Source organism: Mesorhizobium sp. M1295 (genome assembly GCF_040318135.1).
Classification (GTDB): domain Bacteria; phylum Pseudomonadota; class Alphaproteobacteria; order Rhizobiales; family Rhizobiaceae; genus Mesorhizobium.
This window is the reverse complement of record NZ_JAMYLU010000036.1, coordinates 1-14,890: the sequence shown is the minus strand read 5'-3', so window position 1 is coordinate 14,890 and position 14,890 is coordinate 1. Positions and strand designations below refer to the sequence as shown.

Annotated in this window: 28 protein-coding genes; all 28 read right to left on the bottom strand. The window is 62.2% G+C overall.

Going from position 1 to position 14,890, the window contains the following annotated elements:
* Nucleotides 1–103: 103 nt before the first annotated feature.
* On the bottom strand, nt 104–535 hold the full coding sequence (rplQ, locus tag NKH29_RS30245) for a 50S ribosomal protein L17 (protein WP_023675127.1): 432 nt from the start codon (nt 533–535) through the stop codon (nt 104–106).
* Nucleotides 536–574: 39 nt separating this feature from the next.
* Nucleotides 575–1,585: a DNA-directed RNA polymerase subunit alpha gene (locus NKH29_RS30240; RefSeq protein WP_023675128.1), complete on the bottom strand. Its 1,011-nt coding sequence runs from the start codon at nt 1,583–1,585 to the stop codon at nt 575–577.
* 106 nt (nt 1,586–1,691) lie between these two features.
* A complete protein-coding gene (gene rpsK, locus NKH29_RS30235; protein WP_006205444.1) occupies nt 1,692–2,081 on the bottom strand; it encodes a 30S ribosomal protein S11 in 390 nt (129 codons plus the stop codon).
* Between the two features lie 139 nt (nt 2,082–2,220).
* Nucleotides 2,221–2,589, bottom strand: a complete 369-nt coding sequence (rpsM, locus tag NKH29_RS30230) for a 30S ribosomal protein S13 (RefSeq protein WP_006205445.1) — start codon at nt 2,587–2,589, stop codon at nt 2,221–2,223.
* 198 nt (nt 2,590–2,787) lie between these two features.
* Entirely contained in the window at nt 2,788–3,399 is a 612-nt protein-coding gene (locus tag NKH29_RS30225) for an adenylate kinase (protein WP_023717524.1), read from the bottom strand.
* On the bottom strand, nt 3,396–4,736 hold the full coding sequence (gene secY, locus NKH29_RS30220; protein ID WP_023717523.1) for a preprotein translocase subunit SecY: 1,341 nt from the start codon (nt 4,734–4,736) through the stop codon (nt 3,396–3,398). Before secY ends, NKH29_RS30225 begins: the two co-directional genes overlap by 4 nt.
* A 191-nt stretch (nt 4,737–4,927) precedes the next feature.
* Nucleotides 4,928–5,401: a 50S ribosomal protein L15 gene (gene rplO / locus NKH29_RS30215; RefSeq protein WP_023717522.1), complete on the bottom strand. Its 474-nt coding sequence runs from the start codon at nt 5,399–5,401 to the stop codon at nt 4,928–4,930.
* A gap of 22 nt (nt 5,402–5,423) precedes the next feature.
* Nucleotides 5,424–5,621 carry a 50S ribosomal protein L30 gene (gene rpmD / locus NKH29_RS30210; RefSeq protein ID WP_006205449.1) on the bottom strand — a complete coding sequence of 66 codons (198 nt, stop codon included), beginning with the start codon at nt 5,619–5,621 and terminating at the stop codon, nt 5,424–5,426.
* Between the two features lie 24 nt (nt 5,622–5,645).
* The gene (rpsE, locus tag NKH29_RS30205; RefSeq protein ID WP_006333394.1) at nt 5,646–6,209 is read right to left on the bottom strand and encodes a 30S ribosomal protein S5; all 564 of its coding nucleotides are present in this window, start codon (nt 6,207–6,209) and stop codon (nt 5,646–5,648) included.
* Nucleotides 6,210–6,364: 155 nt separating this feature from the next.
* A complete protein-coding gene (gene rplR, locus NKH29_RS30200) occupies nt 6,365–6,724 on the bottom strand; it encodes a 50S ribosomal protein L18 (protein WP_023675132.1) in 360 nt (119 codons plus the stop codon).
* A gap of 85 nt (nt 6,725–6,809) precedes the next feature.
* Nucleotides 6,810–7,343 (bottom strand): 50S ribosomal protein L6, encoded by a 534-nt coding sequence (rplF, locus tag NKH29_RS30195; protein ID WP_023675133.1) that lies wholly within the window; start codon nt 7,341–7,343, stop codon nt 6,810–6,812.
* Between the two features lie 90 nt (nt 7,344–7,433).
* Nucleotides 7,434–7,832, bottom strand: a complete 399-nt coding sequence (gene rpsH, locus NKH29_RS30190) for a 30S ribosomal protein S8 (RefSeq protein WP_006205453.1) — start codon at nt 7,830–7,832, stop codon at nt 7,434–7,436.
* 12 nt (nt 7,833–7,844) lie between these two features.
* A complete protein-coding gene (gene rpsN, locus NKH29_RS30185) occupies nt 7,845–8,150 on the bottom strand; it encodes a 30S ribosomal protein S14 (RefSeq protein ID WP_023675134.1) in 306 nt (101 codons plus the stop codon).
* A 27-nt stretch (nt 8,151–8,177) separates the two neighbouring features.
* A complete protein-coding gene (gene rplE / locus NKH29_RS30180) occupies nt 8,178–8,756 on the bottom strand; it encodes a 50S ribosomal protein L5 (RefSeq protein ID WP_023717521.1) in 579 nt (192 codons plus the stop codon).
* Complete coding sequence (gene rplX, locus NKH29_RS30175; protein ID WP_353001237.1) at nt 8,749–9,063, bottom strand: 50S ribosomal protein L24; 315 nt, start codon at nt 9,061–9,063, stop codon at nt 8,749–8,751. The genes rplE and rplX overlap by 8 nt, the downstream gene beginning before the upstream one ends.
* Nucleotides 9,064–9,075: 12 nt before the next feature.
* Nucleotides 9,076–9,444, bottom strand: a complete 369-nt coding sequence (gene rplN / locus NKH29_RS30170) for a 50S ribosomal protein L14 (protein ID WP_006205457.1) — start codon at nt 9,442–9,444, stop codon at nt 9,076–9,078.
* Nucleotides 9,445–9,526: 82 nt separating this feature from the next.
* Nucleotides 9,527–9,766: a 30S ribosomal protein S17 gene (rpsQ, locus tag NKH29_RS30165; protein ID WP_023675136.1), complete on the bottom strand. Its 240-nt coding sequence runs from the start codon at nt 9,764–9,766 to the stop codon at nt 9,527–9,529.
* An 11-nt stretch (nt 9,767–9,777) separates the two neighbouring features.
* Nucleotides 9,778–9,978 (bottom strand): 50S ribosomal protein L29, encoded by a 201-nt coding sequence (gene rpmC, locus NKH29_RS30160; RefSeq protein WP_006205459.1) that lies wholly within the window; start codon nt 9,976–9,978, stop codon nt 9,778–9,780.
* Between the two features lie 13 nt (nt 9,979–9,991).
* Nucleotides 9,992–10,405 carry a 50S ribosomal protein L16 gene (gene rplP / locus NKH29_RS30155; RefSeq protein WP_006205460.1) on the bottom strand — a complete coding sequence of 138 codons (414 nt, stop codon included), beginning with the start codon at nt 10,403–10,405 and terminating at the stop codon, nt 9,992–9,994.
* A 27-nt stretch (nt 10,406–10,432) separates the two neighbouring features.
* A complete protein-coding gene (rpsC, locus tag NKH29_RS30150) occupies nt 10,433–11,158 on the bottom strand; it encodes a 30S ribosomal protein S3 (protein ID WP_023675137.1) in 726 nt (241 codons plus the stop codon).
* The gene (gene rplV, locus NKH29_RS30145) at nt 11,158–11,547 is read right to left on the bottom strand and encodes a 50S ribosomal protein L22 (protein ID WP_006205462.1); all 390 of its coding nucleotides are present in this window, start codon (nt 11,545–11,547) and stop codon (nt 11,158–11,160) included. The genes rpsC and rplV overlap by 1 nt, the downstream gene beginning before the upstream one ends.
* A 2-nt stretch (nt 11,548–11,549) precedes the next feature.
* A complete protein-coding gene (rpsS, locus tag NKH29_RS30140) occupies nt 11,550–11,828 on the bottom strand; it encodes a 30S ribosomal protein S19 (protein WP_353001236.1) in 279 nt (92 codons plus the stop codon).
* A 16-nt stretch (nt 11,829–11,844) separates the two neighbouring features.
* Entirely contained in the window at nt 11,845–12,678 is an 834-nt protein-coding gene (rplB, locus tag NKH29_RS30135) for a 50S ribosomal protein L2 (RefSeq protein ID WP_023675138.1), read from the bottom strand.
* A 22-nt stretch (nt 12,679–12,700) separates the two neighbouring features.
* On the bottom strand, nt 12,701–12,994 hold the full coding sequence (locus tag NKH29_RS30130; protein WP_006205465.1) for a 50S ribosomal protein L23: 294 nt from the start codon (nt 12,992–12,994) through the stop codon (nt 12,701–12,703).
* Nucleotides 12,991–13,611: a 50S ribosomal protein L4 gene (gene rplD / locus NKH29_RS30125; RefSeq protein WP_023675140.1), complete on the bottom strand. Its 621-nt coding sequence runs from the start codon at nt 13,609–13,611 to the stop codon at nt 12,991–12,993. The genes NKH29_RS30130 and rplD overlap by 4 nt, the downstream gene beginning before the upstream one ends.
* A complete protein-coding gene (gene rplC, locus NKH29_RS30120) occupies nt 13,611–14,339 on the bottom strand; it encodes a 50S ribosomal protein L3 (protein WP_352469149.1) in 729 nt (242 codons plus the stop codon). Before rplC ends, rplD begins: the two co-directional genes overlap by 1 nt.
* A gap of 96 nt (nt 14,340–14,435) precedes the next feature.
* Nucleotides 14,436–14,744, bottom strand: coding sequence for a 30S ribosomal protein S10 (gene rpsJ, locus NKH29_RS30115; protein ID WP_006205468.1), 309 nt, complete (start codon nt 14,742–14,744; stop codon nt 14,436–14,438).
* A 62-nt stretch (nt 14,745–14,806) separates the two neighbouring features.
* Nucleotides 14,807–14,890: EF-Tu C-terminal domain-related protein (locus NKH29_RS30110; RefSeq protein WP_455749504.1), on the bottom strand; the 84-nt coding region annotated here is incomplete at its 5' end.

Sequence of the window (14,890 nt, the reverse complement as noted above, 5' to 3'; positions counted from 1 at the left end):
CCGCAAAAACCGGTGACAAAACCCCTGCAAGCCCTGCCCGGCAGCTTCGGAAACAGAAAAAGGGGCCCGCAGGCCCCTTTGAACTTCTCAGAAAAACCGAAGCTTATGCGGCTGCGGCTTCCTCTTCGGTGCCTTCGGCCTCGATGCGGGCGCGGTCGCCGGCGCCTTTGGCCGAGGTGTCGCGGTCGACGAATTCGATGACGGCCATTGCGGCATTGTCACCGTGACGGAAGCCGGCCTTCATGATGCGCAGATAGCCGCCATTGCGAGTGGCGTAACGTGGCGCGATTGTGTCGAACAGACGCTTGACGACGCCCTCATTGCCGATCTGGGCAATCACTTGGCGGCGGGCGTGCAGGTCGCCGCGCTTGCCGAGCGTCACCAGCTTCTCGACGATCGGACGCAGATCTTTCGCCTTCGGCAGCGTGGTGAGGATCTGCTCGTGCTCGATAAGCGACACGGCAAGGTTGGCAAACATCGACTTGCGATGGCTTATGCTGCGGGCGAACCGGCGGCCTTTAAATCCGTGGCGCATGGCTCTTCTCCTTCATTGCGGGTTCAAGAGGCCTGAGCCTCAGTATTGATCTTCGTAACGCTTGGCGAGGTCTTCGATGTTTTCCGGCGGCCAGTCCGGCACTTCCATGCCGAGATGCAGGCCCATCGCCGCCAGGACTTCCTTGATCTCGTTCAGCGACTTGCGGCCGAAGTTCGGGGTGCGCAGCATCTCGGCTTCGGTCTTCTGGATCAGATCGCCGATATAGACGATGTTGTCGTTCTTCAGGCAGTTGGCCGAACGCACCGAAAGCTCGAGTTCGTCGACCTTCTTGAGCAGCGCCGGGTTGAAGGCAAGCTCGGTAACCTGTTCGGCAGCGACTTCCTTCTGCGGCTCGTCGAAATTGACGAACAGGCCGAGCTGGTCCTGCAGGATGCGAGCGGCGAAGGCCACCGCGTCCTCGCCCGAGATCGAACCATCGGTCTCGATGGTCATGGTCAGCTTGTCATAATCGAGAACCTGCCCCTCACGGGTGTTCTCGACCTTGTAGGAGACCTTCTTGACCGGCGAATACAGGCTGTCGACCGGGATCAGCCCTATCGGCGCGTCTTCGGCGCGGTTGCGGTCGGCCGGCACATAGCCCTTGCCGGTGTCGACGGTGAATTCCATGCGGATCTCAGCGCCTTCGTCCAGCGTGCAGATGACGTGGTCGGGATTGAGGATCTCGACGTCGCCGACCGTCTGGATGTCGCCGGCGAGAACCGCGCCCGGTCCCTGCTTGCGCACGACCATGCGCTTGGGGCCATCGCCTTCCATGCGGATGGCGATTTCCTTGATGTTCAACACGATGTCGGTCACGTCCTCGCGCACGCCGGCGATGGACGAGAATTCATGCAGAACGCCGTCGATCTGCACGGCGGTCACAGCCGCGCCACGCAGCGAAGACAGAAGCACGCGGCGCAGCGCGTTGCCGAGGGTGAGGCCGAAGCCGCGCTCGAGCGGCTCGGCGACCAGCGTGGTCAGCGTCTTCTTCTTCGACGAGAACTCTATCTTGTTCGGCTTGATCAGTTCCTGCCAATTTTTCTGGATCATAGTGCTTTCCTTCCGTTGTCCCGCCACCATCCAATCGTGGCGGGCGACCTGGAATGCCGTGGAGGAGCGCCCTTGAGGCGCTCGCGCGGCGTTCGGTAAATTCTCTTTAGACGCGGCGCTTCTTGCGCGGGCGGCAGCCATTGTGCGGGATCGGCGTCACATCACGGATCGAGGTGATGGTGAAGCCTGCTGCCTGCAGCGCCCGCAGCGCCGATTCACGACCGGAGCCGGGTCCACAGACCTCGACCTCGAGCATGCGCATGCCGTGTTCCTGAGCCTTCTTGGCAACATCTTCGGCGGCCATCTGGGCAGCGAAAGGGGTCGACTTGCGCGATCCCTTGAAGCCCTGGGCTCCGGCCGACGACCAGGCAATGGAATTGCCCTGCGCGTCGGTGATGGTGATCATCGTGTTGTTGAAGGTCGAATTGACGTGGGCAACGCCCGACGAGATGTTCTTGCGTTCGCGACGGCGAACACGAGCGGCTTCCTTGGCCATGATAGTCCTTTCAGTTGATCTCTACACCGCCGTAATGCCAGCGGCTCCACCAGGGAGAAGGCAGTAGGGGAATATGGCAGTAGGGCAGTATGTCTGCCGTTCCTATTGCCTTACTGCCCTACTCTCTTACTGCCCTAAATTACTTCTTCTTTCCGGCAATCGACTTGGCTGGGCCTTTGCGGGTGCGCGCATTGGTGTGCGTGCGCTGGCCACGAACCGGCAGCGAGCGGCGGTGACGCAGGCCGCGGTAGCAGCCGAGGTCCATGAGCCGCTTGATGTTCATCGACACTTCGCGGCGCAGGTCGCCCTCGACCTGGTAGTCGCGGTCGATGGTCTCCCGGATCTGCAGCACTTCCGCGTCGGTCAGCTGGTTGACGCGGCGCTCGGCCGGGATGCCGACCTTGTCGACGATCTCCTGGGCGAACTTCTTGCCAATGCCGTGAATGTATTGAAGCGCAATGACGACGCGCTTGTTGGTAGGAATGTTGACGCCGGCTATACGAGCCATGTTCTTCTCTTCTCCATATAGGCCGGACGAGCCGGCGCTTCAAGTTGCCCCGCGTCCGGTGGAGGCCGGCCCTTGCGGGAGTTTCCAGTTCAAAGCGGCCTGCCTTGCCCTTGCGGACAAGCAAGCCTCATGCCTGATAGGAAGACGGGCCGCCATACCCCAGCGGACCGCTCCAGTCAAGCGCAATCGTTCGTTTCTCTAGCCGGCCGCCTGGCCAACCTGCCGGGTCGTCGCCCTGAGCACCGCCTCGATCTGCTGCGTCACCGCATCGATGTCGGCCATGCCATCGACGCCCCTGAGCTTGCCCTTGGCGTAGTAGTAGCCGATCAGCGGCGAGGTTTTCTTGTAATATTCCCTCAAGCGTTCTTCGAACACCGCTGGGCTGTCGTCCTTGCGCACCGGCAGGCCTGCGGCCTTGGCGTCCTCGGCGCGTTTGACGATTCGGCCAACCAGCGCCTTGTCGTCGACGACAAATTCGATGACCGCGTCTAGCTCCAGCCCGCGATCCGAAAGCATTTCCTCAACGGCGTCCGCTTGCACCAGGGTTCGCGGGTATCCGTCAAGGATGAAGCCGTTTGCGCAATCGGCTTGATCGATGCGCTCGGCCACGATGGCGTTGACGATAGCGTCGGACACCAGTTCACCAGCATCCATCACCGCCTTGGCTCGCCTGCCGACTTCGGTGCCGGCCTGAACAGCAGCACGCAGCATGTCCCCCGTGGAAAGCTGTGGGATGCCGTGTCTTTCTACCAGTCTCAGTGCTTGTGTCCCCTTGCCCGCCCCCGGCGGTCCAAGCAATATCAACCTCATCTGGCCTTCTTCCCCCCGCGCAGCTTCGACTTCTTGATCAGGCCCTCATACTGGTGCGCGATCAGGTGACCCTGAATCTGCGCCACCGTATCGAGCGTTACACTGACCACGATCAGGAGCGAAGTGCCACCAAGGTAGAACGGTACGCCAGTCGCTGAAATCAGGAACTCGGGCAGCAGACACACCAGCACTAGATAGATGGCGCCGACGACGGTGATGCGGGTGAGCACATAGTCGATATAGTCCGCAGTGCGCTCGCCCGGACGATAGCCCGGGATGAAGCCCGAATGCTTCTTGAGCTGGTCGGCGGTGTCCTTCGGATTGAAGACGATCGCCGTATAGAAGAAGGCGAAGAACACGATCATGGCAGCGTAGAAGGCCATATAGAGCGGCTGGCCGTGGCCGAGCGCCGCCAGGATGGTGCTCGCCCAGGCAGGCATGTTGGTCGTCTGCGAGAAGCCGGCAACCGTTGCCGGAAGCAGCAGCAGCGACGAGGCGAAGATCGGCGGAATGACGCCGGACGTGTTGAGCTTCAGCGGCAGATGCGAGGTATCGCCCTGGAACATGCGATTGCCGACCTGGCGCTTGGGATACTGGATCAGCAGGCGGCGCTGGGCGCGCTCGAAGAAGACGATCAGCGCGATGACGACGATGGCGAGCACGATGATCGCCAGGATCAGGCCGGTCGACAGTGCGCCGGTGCGGCCAAGCTCCAGCGTGCCGGAGATGGCGCGCGGCAGGCCGGCGACGATGCCGGAGAAGATGATCAGCGAAATGCCGTTGCCGATGCCGCGGGCGGTGATCTGCTCGCCAAGCCACATCAGGAACATGGTACCGCCGACCAGCGTGACGACGGTGGAGATGCGGAAGAACATGCCGGGATCGTTGACGATGCCATTGCCGCCCTCAAGCCCGACCGAAATGCCATAGGCCTGGACCAGCGCCAGAAGCACGGTGCCGTAGCGCGTGTACTGGTTGATGATCTTGCGACCCTGCTCGCCCTCCTTCTTCAGCGCTTCCAGCGAAGGAATGACCGAGGTCATCAGCTGCATGATGATGGAGGCGGAGATATAGGGCATGATGCCGAGGGCAAAGATCGCCATGCGCTGCACGGCGCCACCGGCGAACATGTTGAACATGCCGAGTACGCCCTTGCTCTGCGACGAGAAGGCCTGTGCGAAAGCGTCGGGATTGATGCCGGGCAGCGGGATATAGGTGCCAAGGCGGTAAACGAGCAGCGCGCCGATGGTGAACCAGATGCGCTTCTTCAGATCCTCGGCTTTGGCGAAGGCCGAAAAATTCAGATTCGAGGCTAGTTGTTCAGCAGCCGAAGCCATGCCTGATTCTCCGCTTGGTCACGCTCGATGCCCGCAGCTCAGGCGGCGCGTGTCACCGAAGCTCACGAGATAAGCTCCGGACTGCAAACATGCAAGCGGCCGCGTTGATGCGGCCGCCACATCTGTCGGATCAAAGCACGACCGCAGGCAAAACCGAATTCCACCTTTGCCGACCGTGCTTCAAATTGCCGTTACTCGGCGGCTGCTTTCTCAGGCAACTTCACCGAACCGCCGGCCTTTTCGATCTTCTCGACCGCGGCCTTGGAGGCTCCGGCCACGTCGAAGGCAAGCTTGGCCTTGATGTCGCCGTCCGAAAGGATGCGCACGCCGTCCTTGACGCGACGGATGACGCCGGCCGCAACCAGCGCCTCGGCTGTCACAACTGTCTTAGCGTCAAGCTTCTTGGCATCGAGCGCGGCCTGGATGCGGGCCAGCGACACAACGGTGAAGCTCTTGGCGAAGATATTGTTGAAGCCGCGCTTCGGCAGACGACGGTAGAGCGGCATCTGGCCACCCTCGAAGCCGTTGACGGCGACGCCGGAGCGCGCCTTCTGGCCCTTGACGCCGCGACCGGCGGTCTTGCCCGAACCGGAGCCGATGCCACGGCCAAGACGCTTCTTGGAATGCGTCGCGCCGTCCTTGTCACGCAGATCGTTGAGTTTCATCTGGGTTCTCCTGCGCTCTGGCTCAGCCCTCGTCCACGACGCGGACGAGATGCTGGACGGCAGCGATCATGCCGCGCACCGAGGGCGTATCCTCCAGCGTGCGCTGCTTGTGCATCTTGTTGAGGCCGAGGCCGACCAGCGTTGCGCGCTGCTCCTTCGGCCGGCGGATCGGCGAGCCGATCTGCTCGACGGTGATGGTCTTGGTTGCTTTCTTGGCCATGGTCAGATCCCTGGTCAGCTTCGACTATTCTTCAGCCGCAACGGCGGTGCCGCGGCGGGCCTGAAGGGTCGAATACTTGATGCCGCGCGCAGCAGCCACATCCTTCGGATGCATCTGGCTCTTCAACGCGTCGAATGTGGCGCGAACCATGTTGTAGGGGTTCGAAGAACCCATCGACTTGGCGACCACGTCATGCATGCCGAGCGTCTCGAAGACGGCGCGCATCGGGCCGCCGGCGATGATGCCGGTACCTTGCTTGGCAGCGCGCAGCAGAACACGTCCCGCGCCCCAGCGTCCCTCGACGTCATGGTGCAGCGTGCGGCCCGAGCGCAGCGGCACGAAGATCATGTCGCGCTTGGCCGATTCGGTCGCCTTGCGGATCGCCTCCGGCACTTCGCGCGCCTTGCCGTGGCCGAAGCCGACGCGGCCCTTCTGGTCGCCGACGACGACGAGCGCTGCAAAGCCGAAGCGCCGGCCGCCCTTGACGACCTTGGCGACCCGGTTGATGTGGACGAGCTTGTCGACCATGCCGTCGTCGCGCTCTTCGCGATCACGGCCGCGGCCGCCATCCCTACGTTCCTGTGCCATATCCTGTTCCTTGTTTTTTTCCGGAAGCACGGTTGATGATGATATCCGGCGCCTCTGTGGGTCGCCGGGGGCGAAAACTCTTTTTTCCTTCGCATGATCCTATCCGAAAAGTCTGCAACTTTTTGCTGCGCTGACCTCCGGTTCGGGATCACGCTTTAGAAGCTCAGACCACCTTCACGGGCAGCCTCGGCAAGCGCCTTGACACGGCCGTGGTAGATGTAGGCGCCGCGGTCGAAGACGACTTCCTTGACGCCGGCCTTCGAGGCACGCTCGGCGATCAGCTTGCCGATGGCAGCTGCGGCCGCGGTGTCGGCGCCGGTCTTGAGCGAACCCTTGAGCTCCTTCTCGAGCGTCGAAGCAGCGGCGATGGTGTGGCCCTTGGCGTCGTCGATGACCTGGACGTAGATGTTCTTCGACGTGCGATGGACCGACAGGCGCGGACGATCGCCAGCGACCTTCTTGATCTGGCGGCGGACGCGCTGAGCGCGGCGCTGGGTGGATTCTTTCGAGCCCATGATATCAGTTCCTTGCCTTCAAAAGACGGGGGCAACCATATGCGGTAGGACAAGCCTCCCGCGACCGCTCCCCGCGGCGTTAAAATTACTTCTTCTTGCCTTCCTTGCGGACGATCTTCTCGCCAGCATAGCGAACGCCCTTGCCCTTGTAGGGCTCGGGGCTGCGGTACTCGCGGATCTCGGCGGCAACCTGGCCGACCTGCTGCTTGTCGATTCCGGTCACGGTGATTTCCGTCGGCTTCGGCACCGAAATCGTCACGCCCTGCGGCGTCTCGTAGACAACGTCGTGGCTGAAGCCGAGCGCCAGCTGCAGGTTCTTGCCCTGCATGGCGGCACGATAGCCGACGCCTGTGATCTCGAGCTTCTTTTCGAAGCCGTCCTTGACGCCCTGCAGGATATTGACGATCTGCGTGCGCGACATGCCCCATTTGGAGCGGGCGGTCTTGGTCTGGTCGCGCGGCTGGACAGCGATCTCGCTGCCTTCCATCTTGACCAGCACTTCGTCGTTCACCACGAACTTCAGCTCGCCCTTCGGACCCTTCGCCGTCACGGTCTGGCCGTTGACGGTCGCGGTCACGCCCTGCGGCAGCGAAACGGGTTTCTTTCCAATACGAGACATTTTGTTGTCCTCGTCACTTCTCTTGTTTCAGGTCTCGGCCTTCGGGACTTGATCCCGAAAACCGGTTTCCAATTGGGGTGACATACCAGATCAGAAGATCTGGCAGAGGATTTCCCCGCCGACATTCTGTTCGCGCGCTTCGTGGTCGGCCATCACGCCCTTCGGCGTCGAAAGGATGGCGATGCCGAGGCCGTTGGCGACGTGCGGTATCGACTTGGCCGAAACGTAGACGCGGCGGCCGGGCTTCGAGACACGGGCGATTTCGCGCACCACCGGCGCACCGTCGAAATACTTCAGCTCGATCTCGATTTCGGACTTGCCGTTGTCGAAGTCGGTCTGGCTGTAGTCGCGGATATAGCCTTCGGCCTTCAGCACGTCGAGGACGCGGGTACGCAGGCGCGAGGCCGGCGTCGAAACGCTCGACTTCTTACGGCCATACGCGTTGCGGATGCGGGTCAGCATATCGCCGAGAGGATCGCTCAATGACATGTTATGTCCTCCTTACCAGCTCGACTTGACCAGGCCCGGGATCTGGCCGTTATTGCCGAGATCACGAAGCGCGATACGCGATACTTTGAGCTTGCGATAATAGGCACGCGGGCGTCCGGTGACTTCGCAGCGGTTGCGGATGCGGGTCTTGGCCGAGTTGCGTGGCAGCGCCGAAAGCTTCAGCTGAGCGCGGAAGCGCTCTTCCATCGGCTTGGACTGATCCATGATGATCGCCTTGAGCACCTTGCGCTTGGCAGCGAACTGGTCCGCAAGCTTGCGGCGCCTGTTGTTCTTCTCGACTGAGCTGGTCTTTGCCATTTCAGATTTTTCCTTTTCTCGCTGCCGTTACTGGCGGAAGGGGAAGTTGAAGGCCTTGAGCAATGCCCTGGCTTCGTCGTCCGTCTTCGCAGTCGTACAAACGATGACGTCCATGCCCCAGATCTGATCAACCTTGTCGTAGTTGATCTCCGGAAACACGATGTGTTCCTTGATGCCCATGGCATAGTTGCCGCGGCCATCGAAGCTCTTCGGGTTGAGTCCGCGGAAGTCGCGGACGCGCGGCAGCGCGATGTTCACGAGACGGTCGAGGAACTCGTACATGCGTTCCTTGCGCAGCGTGACCTTGGCGCCGATCGGCATCTTCTCGCGAACCTTGAAGCCGGCGATCGAGTTGCGGGCGCGGGTGACGACGGCCTTCTGGCCGGCGATCATCGCAAGGTCTTCCGCCGCGATCGAAGGCTTCTTCGAATCGCCGGTCGCCTCGCCGACGCCCATGTTCAGCACGATCTTGTCGATGCGCGGAACCTGCATCTCGTTGTCGTAGCCGAACTGCTCCTGCAGCGCCTTGCGGATGGTCTCGTTATAGACCTGCTTGAGGCGGGGCGTGTTCTGGGCAGTTGCCTGCTTGGTTTGAGCCTTAGCCATTGATGACTTCTCCCGAGCGCTTGGCGACGCGCACCTTCTTGCCGTCCCTCTGGAAGATGAAGCCGACGCGGGTCGGCTTGCCATCCTTGGGGTCGGCCAGCGCGATGTTCGACAGCTGGATCGGCGCTTCCTTGGTGATGATCCCGCCCTCCTGGGACTGGGACTGCTTCTGGTGACGACGGATCAGGTTGACGCCGCGCACCAGCGCGGTGTCGTCCTTCGGCTGCACCGAGAGGACTTCGCCCGAACGGCCCTTGTCCTTGCCGGCCAGCACGACGACCTTGTCGCCTTTTCTAATCTTTTGCATTGGTCCGGCTCCTTACAGCACTTCAGGCGCGAGCGAGATGATCTTCATGTGGTTCTTGGCGCGGAGTTCGCGCGGAACCGGTCCGAAGATACGCGTGCCGATCGGCTCTTTCTTGTTGTCGACGAGAACGGCTGCGTTCTTGTCGAAACGGATCACGCTGCCGTCCGGGCGGCGGATGTCCTTGGCCGTGCGAACCACGACCGCCTTCATCACATCGCCCTTCTTGACGCGGCCGCGCGGGATCGCTTCCTTGATCGACACCACGATGATGTCGCCCACGGAAGCGTATTTCCGCTTCGAGCCGCCCAGCACCTTGATGCACATGACACGACGGGCGCCGGAATTATCCGCGACGTCGAGGTTTGTTTGCATCTGAATCATGACTGGCCGCCTTCTTCTTTTCTAACGGGACGGGTTTCTCACCCCTCCCCGGTCTGTCCAAAATTCGTTTCGTTAGCCCTGATCAGGCCTGGTCCGAAGACACCACGACCCAGCGCTTGTCCTTGGAAATCGGCTTCGATTCCTGGATGAACACCTGATCGCCGACCTTGTGGGCGTTGTTCTCGTCGTGCGCCTTGTACTTCTTGGTCATGCGCACGGTCTTCTTCATCACGGGATGCGTGAAGCGCCGTTCGACCTTGACGACAACCGTCTTCTCGTTCTTGTCGCTGACGACGGTGCCCTGCAGAATGCGCTTTGGCATGGTTTTCGTCCTTAAGCCTTCTTGGCCGCGGACTTTTCCGCAGCGATGGTCTTGATACGCGCAATGTCCTTGCGGACCTGCCTCACGCGCGCGGTCTTCTCAAGCTGGCCGGTGGCCTTCTGGAAGCGCAGGTTGAACTGCTCCTTCTTCAGGCTGGCCAGGTCGTCGGTCAGCTGGTCCTGGGTCTTGGTCCGGATGTCTTCGGCTTTCATGATCAGCCCGTCCTTATTCTGCGATGCGCTGTACGAAGCGCGTCCTGACCGAGAGCTTGGCCGCGCCGAGACGCAGCGCCTCACGGGCGGTTTCCTCGTTGACGCCGTCGATCTCGAACATGATGCGGCCTGGCTTGACGCGTGCCGCCCAGTAGTCGACCGCGCCCTTGCCCTTGCCCATGCGGACTTCGGTCGGCTTCGACGTCACCGGCACGTCCGGGAAGATACGGATCCACACGCGGCCGGCACGCTTCATCTCGCGGGTGATCGCGCGGCGGGCCGCCTCGATCTCACGCGCGGTGACGCGGTTCGGCTCAAGCGCCTTCAGCCCGAAACCACCGAAATCCAGGTTGGTGCCGCCCTTGGCGGTACCGTGGATGCGGCCTTTGAACTGCTTACGGAACTTTGTGCGCTTTGGCTGCAGCATCGTTCTAACTCCAAATTCCTAACTGTCTTACGCGTTTTCGCGACGGCGACCGCGTTCGCGCTCACCACCACCGCCATGCGCATGATCGCCCTCGGTGGCGCGGCGCTCCGAAGCCATCGGGTCGTGCTCGAGGATCTCGCCCTTGAACACCCAGACCTTGACGCCGCAAATGCCGTAGGCCGTATTCGCTTCGGCCGTGCCGTAGTCGACGTCGGCACGCAGCGTATGCAGCGGCACGCGGCCCTCGCGGTACCATTCCATGCGCGCGATCTCGGCGCCGCCGAGACGGCCGGCGCAGTTGATGCGGATGCCTTCGGCACCGAGGCGCATCGCCGACTGCACGGCGCGCTTCATGGCGCGGCGGAACGCGATGCGGCGCTCGAGCTGCTGGGCGATCGACTGGGCGACCAGGGTCGCGTCGATCTCCGGCTTGCGCACTTCGACGATGTTCAGATGCGTCTCGGACTTGGTCATCTCCATCAGCTTCTTGCGAAGCTTCTCGATGTCGGCGCCCTTCTTGCCGATGATCAGGCCCGGACGCGCCGCATGGATGGTGACGCGGCACTTCTTGTGCGGACGCTCGATCACGACCTTCGAGATCGCAGCCTGCTTGAGTTCCTTCTCAAGATATTTGCGGATCTTGATGTCCTCGTGCAGCAGCTTACCGTACTCGCCTGTATTCGCGAACCAGCGCGAATCCCAGGTGCGGTTGATGCCGAGACGCAGACCGATCGGATTGACTTTCTGGCCCATTATGCGGCCTCCCCTTTTTCTTCGACTTCACGAACGACGATCGTGAGGTGCGAGAACGGCTTCTCGATACGGCTGGCGCGACCACGGCCACGGGCATGGAACCGCTTCATGACGATCGACTTGCCGACATAGGCTTCCGCCACGATCAGCGCATCGACGTCGAGGTCGTGGTTGTTTTCCGCGTTGGCGATCGCCGATTCCAGCGTCTTCTTGACCGTGCCGGAAATCCGCTTGGCCGAGAATTCGAGGTCGGAAAGCGCTGTCGCGACCTTCTTGCCGCGGATCAGCGCGGCAACCAGGTTCAGCTTCTGCGGGCTGATACGGATCGTGCGCAACACGGCGCGCGCTTCGTTGTCAGCAAGCCTGCGCGGAGCTTTGGCCTTGCCCATGATTATTTCCTCTTCGCCTTCTTATCCGCGCCGTGACCGTAATAGGTCCGGGTCGGAGCGAATTCACCGAACTTGTGGCCGACCATGTCCTCGCTCACCGAGACGGGAACGTGCTTCTGGCCGTTGTAGACACCGAAGGTGAAGCCGACGAACTGCGGCAGGATGGTGGAGCGGCGGCTCCACATCTTGATCACCTCATTGCGACCACCTTCACGAACCTTGTCCACCTTCTTCAGAAGGTAGCCGTCGATGAAGGGGCCTTTCCAAATCGAACGAGTCACTTGGCGTTACCTCTTCTTAGCTCTTGCGCTGATGGCGCGAGCGCAGGATGAACTTGTCGGTCGCCTTGTTGGACCGCGTCTTCTTGCCCTTGGTCGGCTTGCCCCAGGGCGAAACCGGATGGCGGCCACCCGAGGTGCGGCCTTCGCCGCCGCCATGTGGATGGTCGACCGGGTTCATGGTCACGCCGCGATTGTGCGGACGCTTGCCGCGCCACACGGTGCGGCCTGCCTTGCCGTCATTGATGTTGCCGTGGTCCGGGTTGGACACGGCACCGACAGTGGCCATGCAGGAGCCGTGGACGACACGCTGCTCGCCCGAGTTGAGGCGCAGGATCGCCATGCCCTGGTCGCGGCCGACAAGCTGGCCATAACCGCCCGCCGAGCGGGCGACCTGAGCGCCCTTGCCAGGCTTCAGCTCGATATTGTGGACGATCGTGCCGACCGGCATCGAGGCCAGCGGCATCGCGTTGCCCGGCTTCACGTCGACCGATTCACCGGCCACGATCTTGTCGCCGGGAGCCAGACGCTGCGGGGCGATGATGTAGGACAGCTCACCATCGTCATACTTGATCAGCGCGATGAAGGCGGTGCGGTTCGGATCGTATTCGATACGCTCGACCGTGCCGACGACGTCGAACTTGCGGCGCTTGAAGTCGATGATGCGGTAAGTGCGCTTGTGACCGCCGCCGATGAAGCGGGCCGTGATGCGGCCGTAATTGTTGCGGCCGCCCGACTTGGTCAGGCCTTCGGTCAGGCCCTTGACGGGCTTGCCCTTGTAGAGGCCCGAGCGGTCGACGATGACCAGCTGACGGGTGCTCGGCGTTACCGGGTTGAATTTTTTCAGTGCCATTGTTCTGTCCTCGCGACCTTGCTCAGAGACCCGTCGCGACGTCGATCGACTGGCCGTCGGCCAGCGTCACAACCGCCTTCTTGACGTCGCTCTGGCGGCCGATCGTGCCGCGGAAGCGCTTGATCTTGCCCTTGCGGACAAGCGTGTTCACGGCCATCACCTTGACGCCGAACAGCGCTTCGACGGCGGCCTTGATTTCCGGCTTCGACGCCTTCTTGGCGACGTTGAAGACGACCTGGTTCTGCTCGGAAGCCATGGTCGACTTTTCGGTGATCGCCGGCGAGACGATCACATCGTAATGACGAAGGTCGGTCATTTGAAGCGCTCCTCGAGAGCCTCGACGGCGGCCTTGGAAAGGACCAGCGTGCCGCGGCGCAGAATGTCGTAGACGTTGATGCCCTGGATGGGCAGCACGTCGATGTTCGGGATGTTGGTCGCCGCCAGCTTGAAGTTCTTGTCAAGCTCGGCGCCGCCGATCACCAGGGCGTTGCTCAGGCCCAGCGTCGCGAAATTCGCGATCAGCGCCTTGGTCTTGGCCTCGGTCAGCTTTAGCTCGTCGATGATGATGATCGACGCGCTCTTGGCCTTGGCCGAGAGGGCATGCTTGAGGCCGAGCGCGCGCACCTTCTTCGGCAGATCGTGCTCGTGGCTGCGCACGACCGGGCCGTGGGCCTTGCCGCCGCCGCGGAACTGCGGAGCGCGAGCCGAATGGTGACGGGCGCGGCCGGTACCCTTCTGCTTGTACATCTTGGCGCCGGTGCGGGCGATTTCAGCGCGGCCCTTGGCCTTGTGCGTGCCCTGCTGCTTCTTGGCAAGCTGCCAGCGCACGACGCGCTGCAGGATGTCCTCGCGCGGGTCAAGGCCGAAAATCTCTTCGGAGAGCTTCAGCTTGCCGGCGTCCTTGCCGCCAAGCGTTGTAATCTTGAGGTCCATTATTCCGCTCCCTCTGTGGCCTGGGCCTCGTTCTTGGCGGCACCATCGGTTGCAACGGCGCGGATCGCGGCGGGCTTCGGCGCATTGGCCGGAAGCGCTACCTTGGCCGCGTCGCGGACCAGGATCCATGCACCCTTCGAACCCGGGACCGCACCGCGGATCAGGATCAGGCCGCGATCGGCGTCGGTCGAGACGACCTCGACATTCTGCGTGGTGACGCGGGTGTCGCCCATGTGGCCGGCCATATGCTTGCCCTTGAACACCTTGCCCGGATCCTGGCGCTGGCCGGTCGAGCCGTGTGTACGGTGCGACACCGAGTTGCCGTGCGTCGCGCGGCCGCCACCCATGTGGTGCCGCTTGATGACGCCCTGGAAACCCTTGCCGATCGTGGTTCCCGTCACATCGACCTTCTGGCCGACGACGAAATGCTCGACGGTGATCTCGGCGCCGACGTCGATCATGTTGTCGGCGGAGACGCGGAACTCGGCAACCTTGGCCTTGGGCTCGACGGAAGCGGTCGCGAAATGGCCGCGCATCGCCTTCGACGTGTTCTTCACCTTGGCAAGGCCAACGCCGAGCTGGACGGCGGTATAGCCGTTCTTCTCCTGCGTGCGCTGCGCCACGACCTGGCAGTTCTCCATCTGGAGAACAGTGACGGGAACATGTTCCCCGGCATCGTTGTAGATGCGGGTCATTCCCACCTTCTTTGCAATCACACCTGAACGCATCGGTTCAATTCCTTTAGAGTTCCCTGTCGGGGCTGTCGCCCCTCCACGCCTCTTGTTCCTTCAGAGTTCCGGGTCGCCCCGCTGACCTCTGGTTCCTTAGAGCTTGATCTCGACGTCGACACCGGCGGCCAGGTCGAGCTTCATCAAAGCATCGACCGTCTGGGGGGTCGGGTCGACGATGTCGAGCAGACGCTTGTGCGTGCGCATCTCGAACTGCTCGCGGCTCTTCTTGTCGACGTGAGGCGACCGGTTGACCGTGAACTTTTCGATCCGCGTCGGCAGCGGAATGGGGCCGCGGACGTTGGCGCCGGTGCGCTTGGCGGTCGACACGATTTCCCGTGTCGAGGCGTCGAGCACCCGGTGATCAAACGCCTTCAGGCGGATGCGGATATTCTGTCCGTTCATGCGTCACTTCCTTGTTCTGGCGCGGCGCGGGCAGCGCCCGCGACAGATCGGTTAAGTCCAAATTACTCTTTGATGGTGACGACGATGCCGGCACCGACGGTGCGGCCGCCTTCACGGATGGCGAAGCGCAGCTTCTCTTCCATGGC